General features: G+C 53.0%; 25 protein-coding genes and 1 pseudogene. 4 read left to right on the forward strand and 22 right to left on the reverse strand.

Annotated elements, in window-relative coordinates:
• Positions 1-25: 25 nt before the first annotated feature.
• The 5 genes from RG807_RS03115 to RG807_RS03135 form a co-directional block, all read right to left on the reverse strand.
• Positions 26-793, reverse strand: coding sequence for a substrate-binding periplasmic protein (locus RG807_RS03115; protein ID WP_298448806.1), 768 nt, complete (start codon positions 791-793; stop codon positions 26-28).
• Positions 794-872: 79 nt separating this feature from the next.
• On the reverse strand, positions 873-2,642 hold the full coding sequence (radD, locus tag RG807_RS03120; protein ID WP_309043574.1) for a DNA repair helicase RadD: 1,770 nt from the start codon (positions 2,640-2,642) through the stop codon (positions 873-875).
• On the reverse strand, positions 2,642-3,583 hold the full coding sequence (locus tag RG807_RS03125; protein ID WP_309043575.1) for a DUF4124 domain-containing protein: 942 nt from the start codon (positions 3,581-3,583) through the stop codon (positions 2,642-2,644). The genes radD and RG807_RS03125 overlap by 1 nt, the downstream gene beginning before the upstream one ends.
• Positions 3,580-4,059, reverse strand: coding sequence for an FKBP-type peptidyl-prolyl cis-trans isomerase (locus RG807_RS03130; RefSeq protein ID WP_309043576.1), 480 nt, complete (start codon positions 4,057-4,059; stop codon positions 3,580-3,582). Before RG807_RS03130 ends, RG807_RS03125 begins: the two co-directional genes overlap by 4 nt.
• A 62-nt stretch (positions 4,060-4,121) precedes the next feature.
• A complete protein-coding gene (locus RG807_RS03135) occupies positions 4,122-6,272 on the reverse strand; it encodes an EAL domain-containing protein (RefSeq protein ID WP_309043577.1) in 2,151 nt (716 codons plus the stop codon).
• Between the two features lie 215 nt (positions 6,273-6,487).
• On the opposite strand from RG807_RS03135, the gene RG807_RS03140 reads away from it, so the two are divergent.
• Positions 6,488-6,940: an META domain-containing protein gene (locus RG807_RS03140; RefSeq protein WP_309043578.1), complete on the forward strand. Its 453-nt coding sequence runs from the start codon at positions 6,488-6,490 to the stop codon at positions 6,938-6,940.
• Between the two features lie 13 nt (positions 6,941-6,953).
• Positions 6,954-7,964 (forward strand): low-specificity L-threonine aldolase, encoded by a 1,011-nt coding sequence (gene ltaE, locus RG807_RS03145; protein WP_309043895.1) that lies wholly within the window; start codon positions 6,954-6,956, stop codon positions 7,962-7,964.
• A gap of 110 nt (positions 7,965-8,074) precedes the next feature.
• Here ltaE and RG807_RS17715 read toward each other — a convergent pair whose 3' ends face one another.
• Both RG807_RS17715 and RG807_RS03150 read right to left on the reverse strand, forming a co-directional pair.
• Positions 8,075-8,203, reverse strand: a complete 129-nt coding sequence (locus RG807_RS17715; RefSeq protein WP_353962119.1) for an OST-HTH/LOTUS domain-containing protein — start codon at positions 8,201-8,203, stop codon at positions 8,075-8,077.
• On the reverse strand, positions 8,170-8,295 hold the full coding sequence (locus tag RG807_RS03150; RefSeq protein WP_309043579.1) for a PIN domain-containing protein: 126 nt from the start codon (positions 8,293-8,295) through the stop codon (positions 8,170-8,172). The genes RG807_RS17715 and RG807_RS03150 overlap by 34 nt, the downstream gene beginning before the upstream one ends.
• 154 nt (positions 8,296-8,449) lie before the next feature.
• On the opposite strand from RG807_RS03150, the gene RG807_RS03155 reads away from it, so the two are divergent.
• A complete protein-coding gene (locus tag RG807_RS03155; protein WP_309043580.1) occupies positions 8,450-9,310 on the forward strand; it encodes a DUF3750 domain-containing protein in 861 nt (286 codons plus the stop codon).
• A gap of 141 nt (positions 9,311-9,451) precedes the next feature.
• Here RG807_RS03155 and RG807_RS03160 read toward each other — a convergent pair whose 3' ends face one another.
• On the reverse strand, positions 9,452-10,090 hold the full coding sequence (locus RG807_RS03160; RefSeq protein WP_309043581.1) for a DUF1294 domain-containing protein: 639 nt from the start codon (positions 10,088-10,090) through the stop codon (positions 9,452-9,454).
• A gap of 289 nt (positions 10,091-10,379) precedes the next feature.
• On the opposite strand from RG807_RS03160, the gene RG807_RS03165 reads away from it, so the two are divergent.
• Positions 10,380-10,703 (forward strand): thioredoxin family protein, encoded by a 324-nt coding sequence (locus tag RG807_RS03165; protein ID WP_309043582.1) that lies wholly within the window; start codon positions 10,380-10,382, stop codon positions 10,701-10,703.
• A gap of 20 nt (positions 10,704-10,723) precedes the next feature.
• Here RG807_RS03165 and RG807_RS03170 read toward each other — a convergent pair whose 3' ends face one another.
• The 14 genes and pseudogenes from RG807_RS03170 to RG807_RS03235 all read right to left on the reverse strand — a co-directional run bounded on the left by RG807_RS03170 (position 10,724) and on the right by RG807_RS03235 (position 26,065).
• Complete coding sequence (locus tag RG807_RS03170; RefSeq protein ID WP_309043583.1) at positions 10,724-10,870, reverse strand: DUF4174 domain-containing protein; 147 nt, start codon at positions 10,868-10,870, stop codon at positions 10,724-10,726.
• A gap of 65 nt (positions 10,871-10,935) precedes the next feature.
• Positions 10,936-13,473 (reverse strand): toll/interleukin-1 receptor domain-containing protein, encoded by a 2,538-nt coding sequence (locus RG807_RS03175; RefSeq protein ID WP_309043584.1) that lies wholly within the window; start codon positions 13,471-13,473, stop codon positions 10,936-10,938.
• Positions 13,474-13,643: 170 nt separating this feature from the next.
• A complete protein-coding gene (locus RG807_RS03180) occupies positions 13,644-14,222 on the reverse strand; it encodes a HupE/UreJ family protein (RefSeq protein ID WP_309043585.1) in 579 nt (192 codons plus the stop codon).
• A 65-nt stretch (positions 14,223-14,287) separates the two neighbouring features.
• Positions 14,288-14,455 (reverse strand): annotated as a pseudogene (locus RG807_RS03185) (GTP-binding protein); the annotation flags it as partial.
• 25 nt (positions 14,456-14,480) lie between these two features.
• Positions 14,481-14,666 carry a hypothetical protein gene (locus RG807_RS03190; RefSeq protein ID WP_309043586.1) on the reverse strand — a complete coding sequence of 62 codons (186 nt, stop codon included), beginning with the start codon at positions 14,664-14,666 and terminating at the stop codon, positions 14,481-14,483.
• 20 nt (positions 14,667-14,686) lie between these two features.
• On the reverse strand, positions 14,687-16,390 hold the full coding sequence (ureC, locus tag RG807_RS03195; RefSeq protein ID WP_309043587.1) for an urease subunit alpha: 1,704 nt from the start codon (positions 16,388-16,390) through the stop codon (positions 14,687-14,689).
• On the reverse strand, positions 16,387-16,704 hold the full coding sequence (locus RG807_RS03200; protein ID WP_309043896.1) for an urease subunit beta: 318 nt from the start codon (positions 16,702-16,704) through the stop codon (positions 16,387-16,389). The genes ureC and RG807_RS03200 overlap by 4 nt, the downstream gene beginning before the upstream one ends.
• A 10-nt stretch (positions 16,705-16,714) precedes the next feature.
• Positions 16,715-17,017: an urease subunit gamma gene (locus RG807_RS03205; RefSeq protein ID WP_309043588.1), complete on the reverse strand. Its 303-nt coding sequence runs from the start codon at positions 17,015-17,017 to the stop codon at positions 16,715-16,717.
• A 125-nt stretch (positions 17,018-17,142) separates the two neighbouring features.
• Positions 17,143-17,841, reverse strand: coding sequence for an urea ABC transporter ATP-binding subunit UrtE (gene urtE, locus RG807_RS03210; protein ID WP_309043897.1), 699 nt, complete (start codon positions 17,839-17,841; stop codon positions 17,143-17,145).
• A gap of 17 nt (positions 17,842-17,858) precedes the next feature.
• Positions 17,859-18,683, reverse strand: a complete 825-nt coding sequence (gene urtD, locus RG807_RS03215; protein WP_309043589.1) for an urea ABC transporter ATP-binding protein UrtD — start codon at positions 18,681-18,683, stop codon at positions 17,859-17,861.
• Positions 18,680-19,804, reverse strand: a complete 1,125-nt coding sequence (urtC, locus tag RG807_RS03220) for an urea ABC transporter permease subunit UrtC (RefSeq protein ID WP_309043590.1) — start codon at positions 19,802-19,804, stop codon at positions 18,680-18,682. The genes urtD and urtC overlap by 4 nt, the downstream gene beginning before the upstream one ends.
• 3 nt (positions 19,805-19,807) lie before the next feature.
• The gene (gene urtB / locus RG807_RS03225) at positions 19,808-21,412 is read right to left on the reverse strand and encodes an urea ABC transporter permease subunit UrtB (RefSeq protein ID WP_309043591.1); all 1,605 of its coding nucleotides are present in this window, start codon (positions 21,410-21,412) and stop codon (positions 19,808-19,810) included.
• A gap of 98 nt (positions 21,413-21,510) precedes the next feature.
• Entirely contained in the window at positions 21,511-22,809 is a 1,299-nt protein-coding gene (urtA, locus tag RG807_RS03230; protein ID WP_309043592.1) for an urea ABC transporter substrate-binding protein, read from the reverse strand.
• Between the two features lie 226 nt (positions 22,810-23,035).
• Positions 23,036-26,065, reverse strand: coding sequence for an EAL domain-containing protein (locus RG807_RS03235; RefSeq protein WP_309043593.1), 3,030 nt, complete (start codon positions 26,063-26,065; stop codon positions 23,036-23,038).
• Between the last annotated feature and the right edge of the window lie 243 nt (positions 26,066-26,308).

The raw sequence follows: 26,308 nt of genomic DNA on the forward strand, positions 1-26,308 counted from the left end.
ACCTTTCCAACCCCTGCGGGCGTATCTAATAGTATTGTTCAATGATTTTCTGAATTTCACCCTCACTTTCGAGTTGTCTGTGCGCCTCTCTAAGCTGCGCCAGCGTACTGTCATCAACACCCGCCCGGCTGATGCCGTGATAAAGTTCCGAGCCGCTGAGGGCAAAAGGGTGTATGGCGAGACGCCGGTATGCCGGGAGGTGCCGAATCTGGTATGCCGTTGCGATTCTTGATTCGAAAAAGCCCAGTATCCGCCCATTGGCTACTTTAAGATAATTGAGTTCCCCCTTACTGACCGCCTCAAAGCTATCAGCAAACTCTGGATCGTTTTTCATCCGAGTCTCGAACTCGTGTGAATAGAAGACACCCGATTGATACCCATACTTCATGCCCCGCGCCCGGCTTTCCTTGACCAGGTCATCCAGTGACGTAATAGGCAGGTTTTTATTATCCTTGCTAACAACAAGAACCATCTCATCCAGATACACCGGACCAATCCATTCTATATATTCAGAGCGCTCCGGAGTTTTGGACATATTCGTCATGTAGTGCAACGTACCAATTTGCATCGATCTCAAACCACGTTCCCAGGGCTGATCTAAAAAAACCGGGCGGTAGCCGGCTCGCTCGATGATTCTCGATGCAATCTCCACACTGTACCCTGTCCAACGACCTTGGGAATCCAGGTGGTAATTGGGTGGGAAATCCGTCACTCGCACTTTCAGCGTATTTTCAGCGAAAGCAGCACCCGAGCAGAAGAGCAATGCCAGCAGGAAGGTACGCAATCCGTTCATAGCTAAATTCCAGATGATGAGTTATTCAACTTAACATCATAGAGCCTGAAACTGCGACAGGTATGCAAACCCGCAGGCTTTACGTTTCATAGGCCTTACGATAATTACCCTGATAATCAAAGATCCGCTCCTGCACGTGCCAGTAATGCTTCTGTTTACGGGCAATAACAAAATCCGGCGCAGGCATCAAAGCCTGCATCTCAAGCACCTCATCAATCCTGCCAAACGCGCGCGGAGCTTGGCTATTCGCTAAACGCCGGCCAAATAGTTTGTTGAAGACGTTACGTTGCGCCGGTTTGCTGAAATCAAACGACTCGCTGAGTTCTTCACCGTCTTCGCTGTGATAGGTGATTTTCAGTTTGCTGCCCGTGCCACTCAGGGTGATGCCGGCGCAACGGATCACCATGGCATCTTTCAGTTTCAGAGCATCTTTTAGCTGATCGTCCGGGTCAATAATGGCCTTTTTACACTGGTGGCAATTACGGGCAGCGATATCATTCTCAGCATTGCAATGTGGGCATTCCTTGAAACGGAAACGGTAATCGCACTGTTCCGGGCGTCCGTTCCGCGCTCCAGGCTCATCCTCTTCCACAGGTTCCAGCAGCCCCTGACAACGGCGACCGTAATGCTCGATCACATGGCCGTCACTGTCTGTTTTACCCCAGAAGACATTGGCAAACCCGCAGCCCGGGCAAAATACCTGCACCGGCTCGCTATCGGGGTTCGGTTTCTTCTCCCCCACTTCCGGGTGATGGAGATTCACATTATTGCCGGCGTAATCGATCACCATGCAATCCTGTTTGCCTTCATCCAGACGAAGACCACGACCTACGATCTGCTGATACAAACTCACCGACTGGGTAGGGCGAAGAATGGCGATAAAATCCACGTGGGGGGCATCAAAGCCGGTGGTGAGAACAGATACATTCACCAGATACTTTAATTGCTGCTGCTTGAAACCCTGAATCAGGGAATCCCGCTCATTCTGGTCGGTAGTGCCGGTAATCAACGCCGTTTGGTGAACTGGCAGATAGCCTGTGATCTCCTTCGCATGATCCACGGTTGCCGCAAAGATCATCACCGCCTTGCGCTCAACCGCCAGCTCCACCACCTGCTCGATAATGGCCCGGGTTACACGCTGGTGTTTGCTCAACAGTTGGTTAACGTCTTTTTCGGTGTACTCGCCAAAGCGGTTCTGAGACAAGGTGGAGAAATCGTATTGTGTTACCGCTGCATCGACCAACTCGGGTTTAGTGAGATACCCCCGGTTAATCATATAGCTCAGCGGCAGTTCGTAGATGCAGTGCACAAAGGGCTTATCCTGCTCACTACGAACAAAGCCCCGGTAGTGATAGCGATAGATCCAGCCCATGGCCAAACGATAGGGTGTGGCGGTCAGGCCGAGTACTTTAAGGGAGGTGTTCTGCTGCCGTAGCAGGTCGATAATTGTTTGGTACTGACTGCTGTCATCATCGCTAACCCGATGGCACTCATCGATGATGATCAGTGAGTATTCATCTCTGAACTGATCCAGATTGGCCGATACGGACTGCACACTGGCGAAGGTGACCTGATGCAGGTTTTCCTTGCGCTTGAGCCCGGCTGAGAAGATGCCGCCCGTAAGCCCATAGCTCTGGTATTTGGCGTGATTCTGCTCCACCAGTTCTTTTACGTGGGTCAGAACCAGAATTTTGCGTCGGGCAAGGCGGGCCAATTCAGCGATAACCAGGCTCTTACCCGCACCGGTTGGCAGCACAATAACGGCGGATTCATCGGATTTTCGAAAGTGCCTCAAGGTGGCGTCCACGGCTTCCTGCTGGTAAGGCCGCAGTTTGAAAGGAGCATTCATTAAAGTCGGATAACTCCGCCACCTTGATCGAACAACCAGCGGTTCCAGTCCGAACCCAGCATGGTTACACCACCAAGGTAGTTATCATCCACAAGGTAATACGAGAGTGTGCGATCCCCCCTGTTGAAGTTGTGCATCAGCCGCACCACAAAGTTGCGTCTGGTCGGTGTCGAGAGCAAGAAACAGACAAACTGGCCCGACTGAGCCCTCAGACTGCCACTTCCAGACGAATCTGAATGCCGCCATTTGTCACTTGGTAATTTCAAAAACTGATCGATCTCCGCCAAACGGCCCTGCTCACGGGCTCGAGCGACAACCCACTGGTTATCCGGGTGTCGCTCAAAATACAAACCCGATTCATCTCGTTCCAACATTTCCATCTGCTCAGCGAGCCCTTCGTTTAACCAGGCAGGCGCATAGGGAATGATCGAATCGACAACCGCGTGGCTTACCTCGTGCTTGATCGTTTTAAAGGTAAGGCTCCGGTGTTCCCGAATATAAACAACAATCTGGTGTTCGGAGGGTATATACAGTCCGTACGAAGCAATGGAGCTGCCTCTATTATTACCAATCAGATAGTTCTGATATTCAGCCTTACCCCTGAAAATCAGAATATTGACTGGCACCGTCCTGTACATATCAAAGGACATGACACGATCAAAAAACTCGTAAACATTATTCACGCCATCAGCAATCTGCTGATGTTCCTCACCTGTCAGTTCAACATCTACAGCTTTAATGTCGATCTCATAGCGCGCCCATTTCGACGCGCCTGGCTTAACCCTGACCTCTTCCTGCTCAATGCGGTGGTCTTTTCGATCACTGAAGTGAACCTTCCCGTCTTCGTCCACCCACTTATAGATCTGTGCGTAGCCGGGGCTCGCAAACACCGCAAAGAGCAAAAACACGAGGACTGGATGCACGGCTGTCCGAACCGTCAATGATGACCGCCGGGGCCATGTGCATGGCCATGTGCTAACTCTTCCGGATCAGCAGCGCGAACTTCAATGATTTCGATATCAAAGGTGAGGGTTTTGCCCGCCATCGGATGGTTCGTGTCCACATCGGCAAATTTGAGGCCGACCTTGGCGACAACCACATGACGGCGGCCGTGCTCTGTTTGCACCTGGGCGACCATGCCCTTCTTCCAGCGTTTGGCTCCCATCAAATGCTTGACGGGTACGCGTTGAATGGCATCAGCTTTACGCGGCCCGTAAGCTTTTTCCGGAGCGAGGGTAACGCTGAAGGTATCGCCAGCCTCGCGCCCCTCCATAGCTTCTTCCAAACCTCGGATAACACCACCGTGGCCATGCAGGTAGGCATTTGGCTCGCCGCCGCGCGAGCTTTCAACAGCATTGCCTTGTTCATCACTAACGTTGTAGTGGAACAGGACCACTTGGTTCTTTTCGATGGGCATAGGGTTCTCTGCGTTGGTCAAAAGTACGCCATTATAACCAGCAGCGGCGCTGACTTCAGCGACTAGTTTGCGGAACTGGCGTCAGGGCTTGGCACTTCACCATCAACAAGGGCTATAAACTCTGAAACTGGGACAGGATGACTGAAATAGTACCCTTGATAGAGATCACACCCGAGCCCTTGGAGAACATCCAGATGGGACTCTTTTTCCACGCCTTCAGCCACAACACTAATGCCAAAATTCTTGCCTAAATCAATGATGGATTTCACCATAACCAAATCCATTTCATTGTTAAGCAAGTCGCCCGTAAAAGAGTGGTCAACCTTGATTTCATTGATCGGGAGATGTTTCAAATAACTCAGCGATGAATAGCCCGTTCCAAAATCGTCCAAAGAAAACGACAACCCGAACGCAACCAACTCATTGAGCTTTTCTATAATTTCGTTGGTGTCACCCAGCAAAACCGTCTCGGTAATTTCCAGCGTAAGCTTGGAGCGATCAACACCAAACTCTGAAACAATCCTTTTCACATTCGCCACGAAATCCCCAGACCAAACCTGCTTGGCACTGGTGTTAATTGATACGCGCAAATGTTGATATCGCGAATCGGATTCCCACTCCTTTAGCTGTTTGCAGGCTTCAGCCAACACCCATTCACCCATCGGAGAAATCAGGTTCGACCCTTCCACTACAGCGATAAACTCGCTCGGGCGGAGCAGGCCACGCTCAGGATGGTCCCAACGAATCAGTGCCTCCGCAGATACCAGATTCTGGCCTGGATCGTACTGAGGCTGGTAGTGCAAAACAAAATCACCTTGAACCAACGAGTGCCGCAACTCCTTTTCCAGGCGTGCCGTTCTATCAATTTCATCCTGAATGACCGGATCAAATACGGCAAAATCATCACGCCCCTTGCTCTTTGCCTGGTACAACGCCAAGTCAGCAAGCTGGAGCAACTCAGTGGCCATTTTCAAGCCAGGCTCAAAAATGGTGATCCCGATGCTTGCCGTCACAGCGTATTCAATGGGAGGGCGATTATTGTTCAGTTTTATACTGACTTTTTTACCTATGGCTGTGCGGACATCCTGAGCAATCAACTTTGCTTTAACCGCCGCTTTTTGCGGATCGGCATCCAGATCACTGAGAACAACAACGAACTCATCGCCGCCAAATCTGGCAACGGTATCGTCGCCACGCACCAGAGAATTAAGCCGAGCCCCCAAGACCACCAGCAAATCGTCACCGGCTTGGTGACCATAGGTGTCATTGAGACTCTTGAAGTTATCCAGATCCACAAAAAACACTGCGCCGCATTTTCCGGAGCGTTTGCAGCGATCAAGCGCGAGACCTAGCCGGTCGCTCAATAGGGCGCGATTCGGAAGCTTGGTCAGGGGGTCGTAAAAAGCCAGTGACTCAATTTTGGATTGATCAATTTTCTGCTGAGTAACGTCTTGGATAATGCCTGCCAGCAACTCCGGTTTACCGTCTTCATCGCATTGTACAATGTCGCCCCGATCCCAAAGCCATATCACTTTGCCATCAGGCCGCTTAAACCGGAACTCAATATCATAGGGGGTATTGTTTTCCAACAACGCCTGAAGCGCATCGGCAACACGTTGCTGGTCTTCCTCCATAACGCGGTCCATAAAATCCGAAAACGACGCTGCGGACCGGTAAACGCCTGTGATTTCCTCCCAACCTTTATTGAACAACACATTATTGGTTCGTGTGTTCCAGTCCCACATGCCTTCCCGGGAAACGGCCAGGACATGCTCCAGACGCTTGGCGTTAAATTCAGCCAGGTTCTTTAACTCGGTTATTTCGGTGATGTCGCGGGCGATAACAGCAATATTCAACTCGCCGAGACTGTTTTTGAAAGGGATTTTTAGAGACTGGAAGTGGCGAATTTTGCCCGTATTGTTATCGGTAGAATCTTCGTAAACTGTTTCAGGCTTGAAGCGTCGCATTACGCTCTGGACATTCTCTTTGAAAAACCTGCCCTGCTCCTTATTACCTGTAAAAAAGGAGTCTTCTTTACCAATCATTTCTTCTGGGGTGGTGCCATAGAGTTTGGCGACGAAATCATTGACGAAAACAAAGTTGCCATCCCAGTCTTTGGCCAGGATAGGCTCTGGTATTGCGTTAACGATGTCAGACAGCAACCGGTTCTTTTCTCTTTCAGCATCCAGTTGTGATTTAGGTGAATCGCCCATGAAAATGCTGCCTGTTCTATAGAATCTTGAAACTAGCGCAGTGGTTATGGGGTGTCAAAAAAACAAAGCGTCTAGCGATATACTGTGCGCCTGAACGTATTCACACGAGGGGTCTGAAACAAGACCGCTTATGACGGTTTGGCAAGAAACCACCATAAGCTTGGCCAACGCGATATTATGAAGCCATCAAGCTCATCCAGAGACAGGGTAATCTAATGAAATTAAATAAACTTCTAGCCGCTGGTGCAGTCAGCACCGCGATTTTTCTAAGCGCCTGCGCAAATACACCAGAGGCCACAGATAACAATGTGACTACTGAAAACCTTATAAATGGCGGCGAGTGGATTGTTGAGGACATTGGCGGCAACGGCATTATCGACAGCTCCCGTGTCAGCATTGTATTCATGGAAGACAATCGGGTGGGCGGTAGCTCATCCTGCAATCGTTACAGCGGCGAATACCAACTCAATGGATCCACATTGTCTGTTGGCGATAACATGGCATCTACCCGTATGGCTTGCCCGCCGGCGCTGATGAATCAGGAAGAATCTTTTTTGAAGCTGCTCATGAATGTGAACCAGGCGCGCTTTGGCGATCACGGCGAATTGCTGCTGAGCACCCCGGATGGCGAAACAATCCGCGCTTTCCCGTCGTCACCCAAACCGTAACAAAGACGCCCTCATGAGCGATTTCCGTAGCGATACCGTTACCCGCCCTACCGCTGAAATGCGCGAAGCCATGGCGAGCGCCGAGGTGGGCGACGACGTTTACGGTGACGACCCCACCGTTAACAGCTTGCAGACCTTCGCTGCCGACCGGTTGGGCTTTGAATCAGCGCTGTTTACCGCCACCGGCACCCAGGCCAATCTGATCGCGATCATGAGCCATTGTGGCCGGGGCGATGAATACCTTTGCGGTCAGTCTGCGCACAACTATCGTTATGAAGGCGGTGGCGCTGCCGTGCTTGGCAGCGTTCAACCGCAACCCATCGAAAACGAGCCCGACGGCAGCATCAACCTTGAAAAAGCGAGAGCTGCCATAAAGGCCGACGACGTCCACTTCGCGTCTACCCGCCTGCTCTCACTGGAAAACACCATTGGTGGCAAAGTGCTGTCACTGAATTACCAGCGCCAGGCTCGCGCCTTTTGCGACGACCACAATTTAATGCTGCACCTGGACGGCGCCCGGGTGTTCAATGCAGCGGTGAAATCCAACTGTGATGTCACCGAGATAACCCAACACTATGATTCGGTCAGTGTCTGCCTCTCAAAAGGTCTGGGCGCGCCTGTTGGTTCGTTGCTGCTGGGTTCAAAAGCCTTTATTGAGCGAGCAACACGGCTGCGTAAAATGGTGGGTGGTGGCATGCGCCAAGCCGGCATTCTGGCCGCTGCCGGTCGAATTGCTCTGGAACAAGGACCACAACGGCTGTTTAAAGACCACCAAAACGCCGAATACCTCAGCGCCGGACTGGCCGGAATCCCGCAGCTGGAAATCAACCCCGCAAGCACCCAGACCAATATCGTCTACGCCCGCTGCCGGTCCGACAGAGCTGCGCAACTGCGTGACTACCTGATTGAACAGAACATCCTGATCACGGCAGGCAACCCCATTCGCTTCGTGACGCACCTGGATGTGAACCGCCAGGATGTCGACCAGTTGCTGGATGCTATTCGGCGGTTCTATCAATCTTGAGATTGGGGCGGACGTTTGGCGTTAAGCTCTGACCTGTCTTGGCATCAATTTTTCCTTGCTCTTGGACTAACTGGCATGGAAGGAATGCCAACGCCAGAAGCAGCACTGTGTTATGCGCCCTTCTTCTTTCGCACATCTTTTACCAAATAGGAATTTCCCGGCCCACGCTTTAGCTCAAACAAATCTATTGCCTTAATGAGACTGCTCAGATTTTTGTAGCCATAGTTTCGTGTATCGATTTCGCAACCTCACTCAGAACGGCTTCAAACTTGCTCGCTGGTGCATTATCCGCATCAATAAACAACGCAATTTTCTGCTTGGATTCACTCATTTACATCTATACCTTTTTGAAAGCATGGTGCTGGCAGGTCAGGAAGGGACATAATCTGTGACGACTCCTTGTATATAATGCCAGCAGCACCTGCGGAATATACAAATTGGTTTTTTACCACCAACCAATGCATACAGCCCGAGGCACCCCTGGAATGATTAAACCCCTTCAATGGCTGATCAGGACCACAATATTTTTGTTGGTTCTGCTGGCAGGCCCCGCGCTGATTGCGGCCTGCAGCAGTCAGTCTGGCCAGAACTGGCGGGACACCGATCGCTCCAGTGCAGGCATTGCGCCGCTTCCTGGCGAGACTGAAGAGGCCATTGTGCAGGTTTATGGTGCCCGAGCGTATAACTGGCGCGGCAATTTTGCGGTCCATACCTGGATTGCGACCAAGGTGGGCGGGGCATCTACTTACGAGGTTCACGATGTCACTGGCTGGGGTCACAAGAAGGTGCGGTCCCGCCCCGGCGAGCCGGATACCGCCTGGTACGGCAACCCGCCGATGTTGCTGGCAGATTTCCGTGGTGAGAAAGCAGACGCCGCCATCATCAATATCCGAAAAGCTATCGACACCTACCCCTTCCCGAAAGAATACAAAGCCTGGCCCGGGCCCAACAGCAATACCTTCGTAGCCTGGATAATCCGGCAGGTACCCGAACTGGATGTTGCACTGCCCAATATTGCTATCGGAAAAGACTATCTCGCTGACGGAGTATTTGCGAAAGCGCCCAGCGGTTCGGGCTACCAGTTCTCCCTCAATGGTTATTTCGGCCTTATGGCGAGTATCCGGGAAGGTGTTGAACTGAACATTCTCGGCCTCAACATTGGCATTGACCCCCTAGCTTTGGCCGTCAAATTACCCGGCATCGGTCATATTGGCCTGCGCGACCCCTGGATGGATCGCTCGACGTGGCACAAAGCGCCGGTTCTCAAGACGTCAGAAACCACAACAACAAGCCAGCCCCCCCGACAAGAAGCACTGCAAAATGGACAGCCAGGTTCTTCCGGATAGTTGGCGCGGGCTTAGCGGTGAAACTGAAATAATCCTCACCAAACAGCCCGACGCCGCAGCCCTCACAGTAGTTTTTCGAGTAAGAGACCCGGAGCTCAGATGGCTCAAACTTTTTCCGGCAGCTGTAACAACTGGGGTTAATCACTTGAGGCTCCGCAAATAATTCAACAAATCAAAGTCTAATTGCTGCCGCAAAGCGGCCGCTTCCGGCGCGACAAGCAGCCAGCCAAGAGCGCCCAGATTAGCGAGAACCGCCAGCCAGAAAACGAACTGATAGCTCCCCTTTCGTGTTTTGTGCCGAAAAACTTGCTGAGCCATAAGCGCTCCGGGCCAGCCGCAGCATAGCTCAAAGAGGTGCAGCGTGTTCTCAGCCGTACGCTGCCCACCCCGCTGCGCCGCGCGTTTATCGATCCAGTACATCACAAACAACACCAGGCTCACCCCGCCATAGGCAGCCAGGATAGAGACCGGCAAATTACCTCGATGGAACAGACCCGCCAGAATGGTGAAGAACACTAGAACAACCGCCGCGGCCACCCAGACTCCCCGAGCAATGCTGGCGCCAACCTTTGCCGCTCCAGCGTACTGAAACCGCCCTGCTCTCGGCCGGCCCTGACTATCCTTCGCGATAGTATAGGCTACCTTGCGATCTGAAACGGGCCGCCCCCGGCCAGCATATGTGCTGATATGAGCAAAGACCCGCTCACCACCGCCCTCAGGAGTAATGAAGCCAAAACCCTTGGCGTCGTTCCATGCGGTGAGTAATCCTTTTTGGTTCAATTCATTTCTCCCTTCAATGGCTGATCAGAACTGGCGGGACACAGATCGCTCAATGAAAGCAATCAGCCGTATATTGTTGCCGCCAATGTCGATTACCCACCATTTGCCCTAGCATTTGAAATTGTTGAGGGCTGGGAACACCCGGCGGCAATCCGGGATTCTGGCAGTCCTTTGCAGCGGGTGTGGATTATACTCAGGTTAAGGATGGCCGGTTACTTGTCCGGCTCAAGGAATAGAGAAAACCGGGACAGATTTATTTTCCAGATGGATAGCCCAACAAGGAGGCACCATGTCGTACACCAGCCGATATACACCCGAAACCCTGAGCCGTGATGAGCTGGACCAGAGCACGGGCCCAATGGTGATCGAATTCGGCACCAACTGGTGCGGGATCTGCCAGGGTGCTCAGGCGGACATCAAGGCGGCAATGGACAATCACCCAGACGTTCCGCACGTAAAGGTTGAGGATGGCAAAGGCCGCAGATTGGGGCGGACGTTTGGCGTTAAGCTCTGGCCGACCCTGATTTTTTTGAAGGATGGTGAAGAAATAGCTCGGGTCGTCCGCCCAGAAGACAGCAGCGACATCGAAGATGCACTGCTAAAGATTCATTAAGGCAGGCGCTGGCAATTAGCTCAATCGGTGCGCATCTCACGAATGCGCATCGGCATGGCATCGATCCGGCGGAAAACTGCGTTGAGGTTGAGGCTGGATTCGCAGCTTTTGATCCCGCCGTCTTTTCCGATCAGCAGCATCGCCAAAAACCATCGGCCGCTGTTCAAATCAGATCCTCCGCAAAGCATCAGAAAATAGAACTGTCCCGGTGTTCGTTATGGTTCGGCACTTTTCAACCCTTGCCAAGCTTATGTTGGTCTAAGAATCGTTGCCCCTGTATAGAAATTCCTAACTTCGAGGAGAGTTTTTGCTTCTCTTTATAATCCACTGGAAACATATAAATATGCTGAACAACCATCTCTTTTAAAATTCGCACTCCAACTGGGTTGTCATGCAGATACGACAAACTTTTAGAAAGAGATTTAATATCTAGCGACTTATTAAACTGGAGTTCAATTGACTGCCTTATAAGCGTAAACGCTGGGGTCTGCTTTTCCTTTTCCAGAAGAAAATAAATCTCAAGCGCTTCTTTTGAACCTATGGATCCGGCAACCTTTCGAACGACGGAATTTATTACTCCATACGTTAAATGTAAATATGCATTTTCCGCCTGCTTTTCAATCTCACGATCTGAAATACCAGGTGATTCCGAAAGATGCACAGCGATCATTTTTATAATTTCGTTTTTTGCGGAATCGGAAATCTCAATAAAGTATTTTAAAAAACGAAGCCCAGTACTAACACCACAATCAGCCAATTCAAATAATGATGACCTCGTAAGGGTGGCGTGACGATTTCTAATAATCTGACCTGCTATTTCAATGCCTTTAAACGCCTTGTTAATATTTCCAAGTAAGTCATGTGGCTCACCTTGCTGAACTTCCTCACTGCGCTCCAGTCTATCAAGATTTTCATTATGATCATCTCGCTCTTTTTGAATCTCTCTTTGCTCTATGACCAGCTCAGGTATTTTCCTCATAAAATCATTCATAAAGGCCAACTGACCGCGCTCAAGTGATGTAGGCACATGGGCATCAAAAAGTTCACGCAACGTTGACTTAATTTCATCAAGAACCCAAGAATCCTTAGTATGATGAGAGATAAATATCAAAATATTTGCATAATCTTCTCTGTGTAAATTTCTTAATAAAGCCTCAACAGAACGCTTAACCTCACTAACTTCCGAGTATGACTCCGCAATCTTCTTTCCAACAAAAAAATAGTAAAGATAAGGATACTTAAAAGATAAAAATTGGTCACGATCTGTTAAAATAGAGTTTGATCGTAATCTTGAAAAAGCATCGACAAAATCTACCGACAAAAATCTTTTCGAGTAAGAATCAACGAAATATTCCACCCTCGCTTCGTCTAACCCGCCATCTTTCTGAAACACTTCCCACGAAAACTCGGTTAATATATTTATATACTTATCAAACTCAACCTTCTTGATACCGGCCTTATCAAAGGCTTGGTATATCAACTGCTGATAGCAGTGGCCATATGATGTAAGATCAAGATTTAGCTGACTATTCGCTTCAAACATCTGAAGAAGCATCAATATATATATTGGTCTCGGAGGAACAATATTTTTTTTAATAACCGTATCTAATCTGGCTTTGAGCTCATCACACTCTGAATACAAAGAGAAATCATCTATACTTTCTTCTTGACCAAGCGCTACCCACTTCCTTACAAGCTCTTCCCGCTTTTTGTTCCCTAATGATAGAACCTCACCATGCACATAGTCATGAAGACCCCTAATCTCACCTTGAACATAGCTAAATGAGCTATGGCAAGTCATAATTACGAACCCAAACAAAGAGTTTAACTCTTCTATAAGCCTACCTGCGTACTTGCTATTCAACCCAATTTCATCAATATTATCTATTAAAATAATCGACTTACCAGAATCGATTAAATCGCAATACGAAAAACTCTCATATTGCCAACTTAAAGACTTACTAATAACCTCAATCAAATCTGATTTTTTTATATCAATTGCGTTCAAATATACAGGTACAAAACCATCGTCATAAAACCTTGAACACAATCGCTTTAAAATAGAGGTCTTACCTTGCTGTTCTTCTCCAGACAACAGATAGAAGCCAGAATTTTTAATAACCGAATCAATACTTTTTATAGAAACAATTTCTGAATCAGAAGATTCATCAAGCTCAATGTCCGGCATCACAAAAATGTCTGCCAGAGAAACCGTATCGACCTTCCTGTGAGTAAGTGCGATCTCTGTGTCATCTAACCATGTTTTAAATGAAACACTTACTCCTACACTACCCGCTATGCTAGGAACATCTTCCTCTATGAACTTCGGCTCGAAATTTTCGATATGGCTTTTTAAGCCATTTACAACGTCTAACCAAGCGCTGTCAGGATCGCTCCAAGTTGTTATTGGTTTTGCGTCTTTCGGCACTGCTTGGTACTTTGAGAACTCACAATCGCTCCAGTCACATGGTCTTACGAGAATGGCGATTATTTCAGCGACTCCGTCATCCTTCCTTTCCATGGCTCGCTTAAGCTCTACATCGAAACAATAATCTGATGCCAGAAAGCTCGGACTGATCAACAACACGACAATATCAGCTTCCTCTAGATTACGATCAATCTCTCCCTTCCATTCAGAACCTGGAACAATCCGCCTGTCATGCCATACGTCCACAACCCCTCGTCTTTTTAAAACAGAAAGGTGATCTTCGAAATCCTCACGGTGGGTTTCATCTTTATGCGAATAACTAATAAATAGTTTTTTGCCCATCAATAACAACCCTTCCCTGTAAATGCTTGCTGTGCGACTCTGACGCGACTGGAGTTCGTCGACTAGAATAGATCATCTTGCTCATCACTGCCTGCATTTTAGATGCTAAAGAGCGATGTCGTGTTCCCTCACAGCTCCATGTTTTGACTCTATTTTCTAAACCAAAGTTCTCACGCAGCAGCCAGCAATGCTCCAGTAGCAGCAACCACTCCACCCAGCACTCGGGCAAACCGGTAATCCGTTCTCTGCATCAAAGCACCAAGCCCCCGGCCTACAAACGTAAGCGCCAGCGTGGCAATAGAGAATCCAGCCAGATAAGCCACCAACGCAGCCCCTGCCGGCATTTCGGTAGCATGGGCAAAGCCATGAAACACCATGAAGGCCGCAACCAGTGTTCCGCCCACAACCGTCGGTGGCTTAGCCATGGTAGCAATCAGAATACCCGCCAGTAGCACGGAGAGTGCAATGCCTGCTTCCAAACCAGGCAGACTAAAGCCGCCCCAGGCGATGCCTGCACCAAGGATCATCCCGCCAATTACAAACAGGGGTGTGCTGTTTTTTAGTGTGGAGGACTGGCGCACGCTCCAGAAACCAATTGAGGCCATAGCCAACAGGTGGTCCAGGCCCTGCATGGGGTGTAGCAGACCGCTCGCGAAGCCGCTGCCTGCGTCGTGGCCGGCGTGCGCTGATGCGGCCGTGGCGGTAACCATCAGGCCGGTGGCCATCAGTACTCGGGCGATTGCTTTCATGGTGTTTCTCCAGGTTTTCAATAGGGTCTGTTTACCGGGCCGTCAGGCTGTTTCAGCAAGCTTTGCAGAGCGTCGTGTTTTAGCAGGAAGTCGGCGTCTTCTCTTGTGTAGATATCGTTGGTAACCACCGCTAGGCCGTAGTGATCTTTCAGGGCCTTGCACAATTGGCGCAACAGGGCGGTTTTGCCGGAGCCTACCCGGCCGCCGACTCCAACTCTCAAACAATGCTTCATGGTGCGCTCTCAATTTTTTTTGTAATCAGTGTTGAGTCTTCAGCTTCTCAAAAGCCGCGGTTATTGGGTTTCGTGTAAGGCGCTCCGCCAGTTCCTCCAAAGCGTGATCGGGCGGAATGCGAATCCAACTACGAAATTCATAAGGCCGGACCAGGTTATCGTGGATTTCCGAAGTTCCCACGTTGGTGATCCGTTCATTCAGTTCCAGCATAAGGTTCTCCGGTTTCCGGCTCAGAAAAGGTGATAACGCTGAGCCAGCGGCAGTTCAGCGGCGGGCTCACAGGTAAGCAGTTCGCCGTCTGCATGCACTTCGTAGGTTTGCGGGTCTACGGTGATGTGCGGGCAGGCGTCGTTCAGTTTCATATCGCTCTTGCGCACCTGCCGCACGTTCTTGCAGGCCGCCAGCGGGCTGTCCAAGCCCAGTTCTTTGCCAATACCTGCATCCAGCGCGGCCTGGCTTACAAAGGTCAGGCGGGTGGCACTGGCGGCTTTGCCGAAGGCACCGAACATGGGGCGATAGTGCACCGGCTGCGGTGTGGGGATCGAGGCGTTCGGATCACCCATGGGGGCGGCCGCAATCATGCCGCCTTTGAGGATGGTGGCCGGTTTCACGCCAAAGAACGCGGGGCTCCACAGCACTAAATCCGCCAGCTTGCCCACTTCCACCGAGCCGACTTCGTGGGCGATCCCGTGGGTGATGGCGGAGTTGATGGTGTATTTGGCGATGTAACGCTTGGCGCGGAAGTTGTCGGCGCCCAGGCTTTCATCTTCCGGCAGCAGACCGCGCTGCACTTTCATCTTGTGGGCGGTTTGCCAGGTGCGGCACACCACTTCGCCCACCCGGCCCATGGCCTGGGAGTCGGAGGAGATCATGGAGATCACGCCGATATCGTGCAGGATGTCTTCGGCGGCGATGGTTTCCCGGCGAATGCGGGAGTCGGCGAAGGCCACGTCCTCGGGGATGCTGGGGTCCAGGTGGTGGCACACCATCAGCATGTCGAGGTGTTCGTCCACGGTGTTGACGGTGTAGGGCCGGGTCGGGTTGGTAGACGACGGCAGTACGTAATCCTTGGAGCATGCGGTAATGATGTCAGGTGCATGGCCGCCGCCTGCGCCTTCGGTGTGGAAGGTGTGGATGCAGCGGCCTTTGAATGCGGCCAGTGTGTCTTCCACGAAGCCGGATTCGTTCAGGGTGTCGGTATGGATGGCCACCTGGATATCGTATTGGTCGGCCACGGTCAGGCAGTTGTCGATGCTGGCCGGGCTGGTGCCCCAGTCTTCGTGCAGTTTTAGGCCGATGGCTCCGGCTTTGATTTGCGCTTCAAGGCCTTCGGGCAGGCTGGCGTTGCCTTTGCCCAGAAAGCCGATGTTCATGGGCAGGCTGTCTACCGCTTGCAGCATTTTGCCCATGTGCCAGGCACCCGGTGTGCAGGTGGTGGCGTTGGTGCCGGTGGCCGGGCCGGTGCCGCCGCCGAGCATGGTGGTTATGCCGCTCATCAGGGCTTCTTCTACCTGTTGGGGGCAGATGAAGTGGATGTGGGGGTCCACACCACCGGCGGTGAGGATTTTGCCCTCGCCGGCGATGATTTCCGTGCCGGGGCCGATCACGATGGTAACGTCTGGCTGGGTATCGGGGTTGCCGGCTTTGCCGATGGCGGCGATGCGGCCGCTTTGCAGGCCAACGTCGGCTTTAACAATGCCCCACCAATCCAGAATCAGGGCGTTGGTGATGACGGTGTCCATCACGCTATCGTCGGCGCGCTGGCTTTGCCCCATGCCATCGCGGATGACTTTGCCGCCGCCGAATTTTACTTCGTCGCCGTAGTAGGTGTGGTCCTTCTCGACCTCAATCCAGAGCTCGGTATCGCCCAGCCGCACGCGGTCGCCCACGGTGGGGCCGTACATGTCGGCGTATGCCTGCCGTGTGATCCTCATTTCTGCACCTCCAGCTTGCCCATAACGTCGCCCCGGAAACCGTAGATCTCGCGATGGCCGGCAAAGGGAACCAGGGTGACCTGCCGCGACTGGCCGGGCTCGAAGCGGATAGCCGTACCCGCAGCCACATCCAGCCGGTAGCCTTTTGCTTTATCGCGATCAAAAATCAGCGCAGGATTCGCCTCGGCGAAGTGGTAATGGGATCCAAGCTGAACCGGGCGATCGCCGGTGTTGGCTACGTCCAGCGTGATGCGCTCGCGACCAGCGCAGAGTTCGATGTCGCCGTCCTTGAGCTTGTACTCTCCGGGAATCATGGCGCGCTCCTCAAACAATGGGGTTGTGGACGGTGACCAGTTTGGTGCCATCCGGGAAGGTAGCTTCTACCTGCACATCCAGGATCATGTCTGCGATGCCATCCATTACGTCTTCGCGAGTCAGAATCTCCGTTCCACTGCTCATTAGCTCCGCAACGGAATACCCTGCTCTTGCACCTTCCATGATTTCAGCGCTGATCAGGGCGATGGCTTCGGGGTAATTCAGTTTCAGGCCTCGGGCTTTGCGGCGTTCGGCTAGCAGTGCCGCTGTGAACAACATCAGTTTATCTTTGTCTCTAGGCGTCAATTCCATGATCTTTCACTCCGTTTATCGCTACGCAAATCAAATGGTGTTCGGGTCACCCAGATTCGGGAAACCCTGGCCCAGCTGATTGGAAGGCTCCGGTTGTTTGAAAGCTTCTGCCCGCTGAAAAATCGTCACACTGTCAGGTGCTTTTTAATCAGTTCATCGGTCAGGCATGCAATTTTCCCTTCGGCCACGCGTCGACCCCGGTCGAGAATGGCGAAGCGGTCGGCGTATTTGCGGGCAAAGGGCAGCTTTTGCTCCACCAGCAAAACTGTGAGGCCGTCTTCCTCAATCAGCTTGCGGATAACCCCGCCAATCTGGGCAACGATGTTGGGCTGAATGCCTTCGCCCGGTTCGTCGAGGATCAGCAGGCGGGGGCCAATCACCAGCGCGCGGCCAATGGCGAGCTGTTGCTGCTGGCCGCCGGAAAGGTCGCCGCCCCGGCGGTGGCGCATTTCTTTCAGCACCGGAAACAACTCATACACCCGCTCGGGAATGGTTTTAAGACCGTCTTTGCGCACGGCCAAGCCGGTACGGAGGTTTTCTTCCACGGTTAGCAGCGAGAAAATCTGCCGCCCCTGGGGCACGTAGCCAATGCCGAGGCGTGAGCGGTCTTCGATTTTCCTTTGGGTGAGCTCCACATCCTGGGCGAACGCGAGTGAGCCGCTTTTCACGCTTTCCTCGCCCATGATGCATTTCATCAGCGTGGTTTTGCCCACGCCGTTGCGGCCCATTACACACGTGCACTGGCCTTGGGGTACGTCCAGTTCCAGATCCCAGAGGGTGTGGCTTTCGCCGTAAAACTGGTTGAGCTTGTCGATCCTGAGCATCGTGCTTTCAGTCGTCATCACGCCTCCTCCCCGAGGTATACCTTGATCACATCCGGGTGATTTGACACCTGGTCCATAGAACCTTCCGCCAGCACACTGCCCTGATGCAGAACGGTCACTTTGCGGGCGATGGAACGCACGAAGCCCATGTCGTGCTCCACCACTACCACCGATTGCTTGCCGGCAAGGCTGATGAGCAGTTCGGCGGTGCGTTCCATTTCCTGTTCGGTCATGCCAGCCACTGGTTCATCCACCAGCAGCAGGCGCGGCTTCTGCATCAGCAGCATGCCGATCTCCAGCCACTGTTTCTGGCCGTGGGAGAGGATGCCGGCGAGAGCGTGGTGCAGCTCCTTCAAGCCGATCATTTCCAATACTTCGTCGATGCGCTCCCGGTACTCGGGTTTCATCAGGGCCGTCAGCGTCGGGAACACTCGCTTGTCTGCAGCCATAGCCAGTTCCAGGTTTTCGAATACCGTCAGCGCTTCAAATACCGTGGGCTTCTGGAATTTGCGACCAATGCCGAGGGAGGCAATGTCTGGTTCGCTCAGGGTGAGCAGGTTGTGGCGGCTACCAAACCACACCGAGCCGGTGTCTGGTCGGGTTTTGCCGGTAATGATGTCCATCATGGTGGTTTTGCCGGCGCCGTTAGGGCCGATGATGCAGCGCAGTTCGCCATCGTCGATGGTGAGGTTGAGGTTATTGATGGCTTTGAAGCCATCAAAACTCACGTTCACGTCTTCCAGATACAGGATGGGGCCGTGCCGCACATCCACCGGAGATGTTGCCGGCGTGAGAAATTCAAATACCTGATCCCGATTAGTCAGCTCCTGGAAAATGCTCATGCCGCAGCCTCCTGTGCTGAGGGCGTGTTACTGGCGTCGCGGGACTTGCCTGGCTTGAACAAGAGGCCGGCAATGCCTTTGGGTAAAAACACGGTTACCAGAACAAACAGGCCGCCGAGAGCAAACAGCCAGGCGTCTGGCATGATGCCGGTGAACACGGTTTTGCCGTAGTTCACCAATATCGCCCCGATAACGGCGCCATATAAGGTGGCACGCCCACCCAGTGCCACCCAGACCACTATCTCGATAGAGAACAGCGGCGAGAATTCACTGGGATTGATAATGCCCACCTGGGGCACATAGAGCGCGCCCGCCACACCGGCGAGCATGGCGGAGACCACGAACACGAACAGCTGCACCCGCTCCACCCGATAACCGAGGAAGCGTGTGCGTGCCTCGGCATCCCGGCAGGCCACACTCACCCGGCCCAGTTTGCTGGTCACAATGCCGCGGCAGATCACATAGCCAATGGCCAGTGCAATGCCGGTGGCGATGAACAGGCCAAGCCGGGTGGCATCAGTGCGCAGATCAAAGCCAAGGATGTCTTTGAAATCGGTCAGGCCGTTGTTGCCGCCAAAGCCCATCTCATTGCGGAAGAAGGCCAGCATCAGCGCGAAGGTCAGCGCCTGGGTGATGATGGAGAGGTACACCCCGGTTACCCGGGAGCGGAAGGCGAGGAAGCCAAACACCAGGGCCAGAAGGCCCGGCGCCAGCAGCACCATGATGAAGGCGAACCAGGCCATGTCGAACCCCAGCCAGTACCAGGGCAGTTCCTGCCAGTTCAGAAACACCATGAAATCCGGCAGGATCGGGTCGCCATACACGCCGCGATCGCCAATCTGGCGCATCAGGTACATGCCCATGGCGTAGCCACCCAGCGCGAAGAAGGCGCCGTGGCCCAGGCTGAGGATTCCGAGGTAGCCCCACACCAAGTCCACCGCCACCGCCAGCAGCGCGTAGCACAGGTATTTGCCCAGCAGCGTCACGGTGTAGGCGCTTACATACAGAGCGCTGTCCTGCGGCATGAACACATGCAGCACACTGACAATCGCCAGGGCCGCGAAAAGAACGCCCAAAAAAATACGGGTAGAACGCTCCTGCAAAGGTCTTGTTAACCACATAGTTCAGCCCTCTGCTGCACGGCCCTTCTGGGGAAAGAGTCCCCGAGGGCGTTTTTGAATGAACAGGATGATGAACACCAGCACCAGAATCTTGGCGAGCACGGCACCAGCCCAGGGCTCCAGAAGCTGGTTGATGGTGCCCAGCGCCATACCCGCCAGCAGGGTGCCCCAGAGGTTACCCACGCCGCCGAACACCACCACCATGAAGGAGTCGATGATGTAAGCCTGGCCCAGATTGGGCCCAACGTTGGTGATCTGGGAGAGCGCAACACCGGCCAGGCCCGCCACGCCGGAACCCAGCGCAAAGGTAAGGATGTCCACTTTGGTGGCTTTGATGCCCATGGAGCGGGCCATGGCACGGTTCTGGGTAACGGCGCGCACTTCCAGGCCAAGGCGGGTTTTGCGCATGATCAACATCAAACCCGCGAACACCACCAGGGCAAAGCCGATCACGTAAAGGCGGTTCAGGGTGAGTGACAGCGCTTCGTTGATCATCACCGAGCCGCTCATCCAGTCCGGGGTAATCACGGTACGGTTGAGGGGGGAGATCACAGTACGCACCAGCTGCTGCAGAATCAGGCTGACACCAAAGGTGGCCAGCAGGGTTTCCAGCGGGCGACCTTTCAGGTGCTGGATCACCGTTCTTTCTATAGCGACGCCTGCCAATGCCGCCACCAGAAAACCTGCGGGAATGGACAGAATCAACGCCAAACCGGGCTGGCCCGGCATCAGTTGCTGCATGCCCCAGGTGGTGTAGGCACCCAGCATCATCAGTTCGCCGTGGGCCATGTTGATAACGCCCATCACACCGAAAGTGATCGCAAGGCCAATGGCCGCCAGCACCAGAACGGAACCGAGAGACAGGCCGAAGTACAGGGTCTCGGCGGCACGGTTCAGCGTCAGCTTTTGTTCGATGCTCGCCATGGCTTCGGTGGCGGCAGCAACCAATGCAGCATCGTCGCTGCGCATAGCCTGCTGCAGAGCAGCGCGGGCTTCTGAGTTAAGGCTGCCGGAGAGGGTCGCTACAGCCGCAACATCACCCTGCTCTTCCACTTTATAAATCGCCAGGGCTTCAGTCAGCGCCGCCCGAACGGCGTCGCTCTTTTCGTCGTTCATCAGTTCGGGCAGTCGCTCGGCGAGAGTGCCATCCACGCTGCCTTTAAGAGCGCGGGCGGCGGTTAAGCGGCTGTGCTCTTCCGGGCTCTTCAGATCAATCACCGAGAGAATGCCTTCAAGCTCATTACGCAAGGCATTGTTTACACGAACGGTGTCTATGTCGCGGCGGGAAATTTCACCGAGGTTCTCGCCGGTGAGTGCGCTTTCCACGGTCCAATTCCGGCCCCGGTTTTCCAGCACAATTATGAATTGACCGCTGGATTCGATACGGCCCAGTTTGTTGTTGGCAAACGATTCTAGCCAGCCTCGAGAACGCACATCGCCACTTCCAGCAATCTGGAGAACCGCCGCTTTCTTTTGCGTGGATGAAGATTCGGCCAATACCGTGAGCAACTGGTGTGCTTCGGCGTCTTCTGTTTGCGCCAGCAAATCGCCGGCCCACAAAAGAAAACAAGCAAACAGCGCACGGCCGAGCAGTTTGGAGGTGCTCATCATTGAGTCCTGTCCGGTTGAATAAGAGCGTATGGGAAAAACGCCATGTTAATGTGCAGGCGAGGAAAGCCCTCACCTGCTTCAGTTCGACTCAAACGCTACTTGTTAGCCACGTTCGCCTGGGCGCCACAGGTGCCGGAAACCACATTGAAGTTTCCGCAGAACAGCGGCTTGCGCCAGTCACTGATCAGGTCTTTGGAGCCCGGCAGGAAATCAGACCAGGCGTCGCCGGCAACGGTAGACGGCGTTTCCCACACCACAGAAAACTGGCCGTTGTCCTGAATTTCGCCAATCAGCACGGGCTTGGTGATGTGATGGTTCGGCATCATGGTGGCAAAGCCACCGGTGAGGTTAGGAACGGAGACACCAATGATGGCGTCTTTCACTGCGTCCACGTCCGCAGTACCGGCCTTTTTAACGGCTTCAATGTACATATTGAAGCCGATGTAGTGCGCTTCCATGGGGTCGTTGGTAACAGCCTCTTCGTTCCCGGTATGAGCAACCCAGGCATCAATGAAGTCGTAGTTGGCGTCACTCTCCACGCTCATGAAGTAGTTCCAGGCCGCTAAATGACCCACCAGTGGGCCAGTGTCTATGCCAGACAACTCCTGCTCGCCCACGGAGAAAGCAACCACCGGAATGTCTGCGGCATCGATACCCTGGTTACCCAGTTCACGATAGAAGGGCACGTTTGCATCACCGTTGATGGTTGAAACTACTGCAGTCTTCTTGCCGGCCCCACCAAATGCCTTGATGTCGGAAACAATGGCCTGCCAGTTGGAGTGACCAAACGGCGTGTAGTTGACCATGATGTCTTCAGCCGCGACGCCCTTATCTTTAAGGTAGGTCTCAAGAATCTTGTTGGTGGTGCGTGGGTACACATAGTCAGTGCCGGCAAGAACCCAGCGCTCAACGCCGATGTCGTTCATCAGGTAATCAACCGCTGGAATGGCCTGCTGGTTGGGTGCCGCACCCGTGTAGAAAACGTTCTGGGAGGACTCCTCACCCTCGTACTGAACCGGATAGAACAACAAACCATTCAGTTCTTCGATCACCGGCAGTACGGATTTGCGGGACACCGAGGTCCAGTTCCCGAAGATTACGTCTACCTTTTCTTTTGCCAGCAGCTCGCGCGCCTTTTCCGCAAACAGCGGCCAGTTGGAAGCAGGGTCCACAACCACCGGTTCAAGCTGACGGCCCAGCACACCGCCGGCTTCGTTCTGCTTTTCGATCAGCATCAGCATGGTGTCTTTCAGGGTGGATTCACTGATCGCCATGGTGCCGGAGAGGGAATGCAGAATGCCGACCCTGATAGGATCTTCCGCGGCAACGGAGTTGAACGAGATGGAAAGTGCCAGTGCAGAGAGGCCCAGCTTCACGTGTTTTTTGATGCTCATTTCATCGTCCTTTGCATTCGAGTGGGTTGCGCCGTTCGTCAGTAACGCAACCCTCTTCTGCATCAGCCGTTCCATGGCATAAAAACTTATGTTTTTTCAATAAATTAGAATGAAAAACGAGGAAAAACGAGGCTCTATAACCAATAGCCAGGAGCCCAATAACGTGCACCTGGAAGCAAGGCGCTCTGTTATGGTGCAACCTGGTGGCGATGAAAAAGTGAAGTGATCAAGACCGCCCTGCGTTTATTGCCTCATCGTATGGCAACGGCCGGGCAAACAGATAACCTTGGGCCTGGTCGCAGCCGCGCTCATACAGCAGTGCCAACTGCTCCTCGGTTTCCACACCTTCTGCAATGACTTTGAGCTCCAGTGCATGAGCCATGGCGATGATGGTGTTTACAATCACCTTGCTGTCCGGATCTGTAGTGACTTCGGCGATAAAGGATTTGTCGATCTTCAGGGTATCTATAGGGAAGCGCTTGAGGTAACTCAGGCTTGAGTAACCCGTACCAAAATCATCCAGGGAAATGCTCAGGCCCAAACCAGCCAGCTCTGTCATCATTTCTATTGCCGACTCAACGTCGTATAGGAGAGCGCTTTCGGTGATCTCCAATTCCAGGTTAGCCGGCTGCATGCCGGTTTCTTCGAGGATCTGCTGAATAACCCCCACGAGATTTTTCTGATGAAACTGTCGGGCGGAGAGGTTCACAGCCATTTTCAGCCCGTCCCCGGCGGCGCCCTGGCGGCAGGCTTCGCGCAGCACCCATTCACCAATAGGTACGATGAGCCCTGATTTTTCTGCCAGAGGGATAAAGCGGTCTGGCGCTACCATGCCTTCCGCCGGATGATTCCAGCGCAAAAGGGCTTCCATACCCACAACCTGCCCCGTGGCAATTTCAATCTGCTGCTGATAATGCAACTGGAACTGGTTGCGACCCAGAGCGTGCCTTAACGATGTCTCCAGCGCCAGCCCATCACCGGAGGTATTGTCGCTCCCCGGATCGAAGTGCTGATAGTCATTACCGCCTTGCGCCTTGATAGCGATCATAGCGCTTCGGGCACTGTTGATCACCGCATCCATGTCCTTCCCGCTACGTGGGTATTCTGCAATGCCCATGCTGCATGAGACAAAGAGCTCCCGGCTATCTTCCATCACGATGACTGAGTGCAACTCGCCCACTATGCATTTAGCGACATCCGATACCTCTGCAGCACCCTGCCCAGGAAGCAAAACAATAAACTCATCGGCCCCCCAGCGGGATACGGTATCGGCCTTGCCTACGCAATTGCCTATCCTTCGCGCCACTTCTCGAAGCACATCATCACCGCCAGAGTGCCCCAAGCTGTCATTGATCTGCTTAAAGCGATCGATGTTGACATATAGAATGCTGAGAACGCCCTGATGGCTATCGGCCTGGAGCAATGCCTGCTGCACGCGATCGGCCAGCAAAAGACGATTCGGAAGTGCCGTCAGACTATCAAAGTGCGTCAGGTACTCCAGCTGCCGATGCTTCTCGAGATTGTCGATCGCGAATGCGATATCACCCGCAACCTCGTGAAGAAGCTTCATTTCTACTTCATCAAATGAAAACGGTTCATCCCGATAGAGCACCAGCGCTACACCCAGGGCGCTATCCCTTGCTGTCAATGGAAAGGCTCCCAGTGCTCGCACACCAAGGCCAGCCAGCCCGTAACAATCAGCGCTGTCACAATGCTCTGCCACATCACTACGAATAGCGACCCGATGATGGCCCAGGCATTCGCGAACGGTATTGATCTCATAGTTAGACAACTGGCGGGCCTGAAGTCGTTCATCGGAAGCGTGGGCGTACAGGATGTCGCACCGGCCCGTTGCCCTGTCATGCTGCACGACAAGTGCCGCCGGCAAGTCACCTTCTTCCACGGTAATTCGTGTGGCTTCTTCGTATAACGCATCGCAGGTTTTCACACGTACGATCAACGTGTTAATACCGCTAAGAACTTTGTGAATACGGTTCAGGCGCAAGATTTTACGCTTGGCCTCCACACGTTCGGTAATATCGACAATCGCAGCCAACACATAGCGCCCATCGGCCGTTTGAACCGGGTTCAACGCGATTTCAGCCGGGAAGTCCGTTCCATCCTGGCGCAGGGCAAAAAGGTCTCGACCAGCCCCCATCATTCGTTGCTCAGGGCTGCGCAGGTAGTCATGGCGATAGCCTACGTGATCGTGGCGAGCCCCTTCTGGAACCAACTGCTCTACCGACTGGCCCAATAACTGGCCTGCGGGGTAGCGAAACAATGAGTGGGCGAGTTTATTAGCCATTTGGATGGTGCCGCTGTCGTCGGTCATGATCATGGCCACAGGAGACGAATCTACCGTCGAACGGAAACGTTCTTCCTCGCGGTTCAGGGCATCCGCGCCACGCCAACCGACAAAACCAAGTATCAGAATGCTGCAGAGGCTGCTCAGTGCGAAGCCAAAGGCCGCGGAATAGTAATCCGCCGCTACTCCTTGCATGCTCAGCCAACCGGTTAATACGGGCGTTACAATAATGAAAGGCATTAGCCGACGCAGGGAACGCCCGCCAATGTACGAACTGGCAGCGGAGCCCATCAGACCGTGATCTGGTCGCACGAAGAGCATGCCGACACCGGAGAGCGCAAATAACAGAGATGTGTGCAGCGCCATGGTAGAGAAAAAAAACAGCCTGAACTTTTGCACTCCGAATGCATAACCAATCAGAACCGCACTGCTGATCATGATTATCGCCAGGGCAAGAGCCTGCAGAATAAGAGTGGCGTAGCGCAGCCGAAGCCCTGTGGCCAGCCAGGCGACGCTTATCATGCTGAAACAAAACGCTGTGGCGGCGGACATGCGCCCCGGCCAATTGCTTGCCGCGGTAGCAAGATCCTTAACTACAAGTTCATCAATGCCCAGTTGCCAGCCCACTGCATACTCTAGAAGTGTCATACCCGACACACAGAGTACGAAAGCAGCCAGCAAAACAACGAAAACATCTCTGTTCGAGGCGCTGTCAGAGGGCGATTTACACTGCAAAAGAAGCCCACAGGCAAGAAAGCAAAGTGCAGTATTGAACTTCATGGACTGAAAAGTAGGCAGTATTCGTTTTCCTGCCTCAATATCAAACACCCAGGACACCAATACCAGAACAGCGATGGCGATGACCAACCAGCCAATCCGATGAACGACGCGCCTGTAAATTCCCTGTAAGCCCGGAGCTATAGCTTTATGCGGGCAACTTACCCCCTGCATGACACCCTTCCTTTTTCAATGCCTGGGATAAACCCGGTGCGCCGACCAGTATATTCTGGAACATCCACACGGATATCCGTATCAATTGATAGTCTAGCAGGCTGTTTTGAAATGGCTGAGTGTGAGACCCTTTCTTTCATTCACGGCCCTTAGTTCGGGGGCATTGGTCATCTTCAGGGAACTCTAACACCATGCAAACACAGCCAACCTACACACCCCTGCGCTCAATACGGCAACTGGCAA

This window comes from Marinobacter sediminicola, assembly GCF_031157525.1.
GTDB lineage: Bacteria > Pseudomonadota > Gammaproteobacteria > Pseudomonadales > Oleiphilaceae > Marinobacter > Marinobacter sediminicola.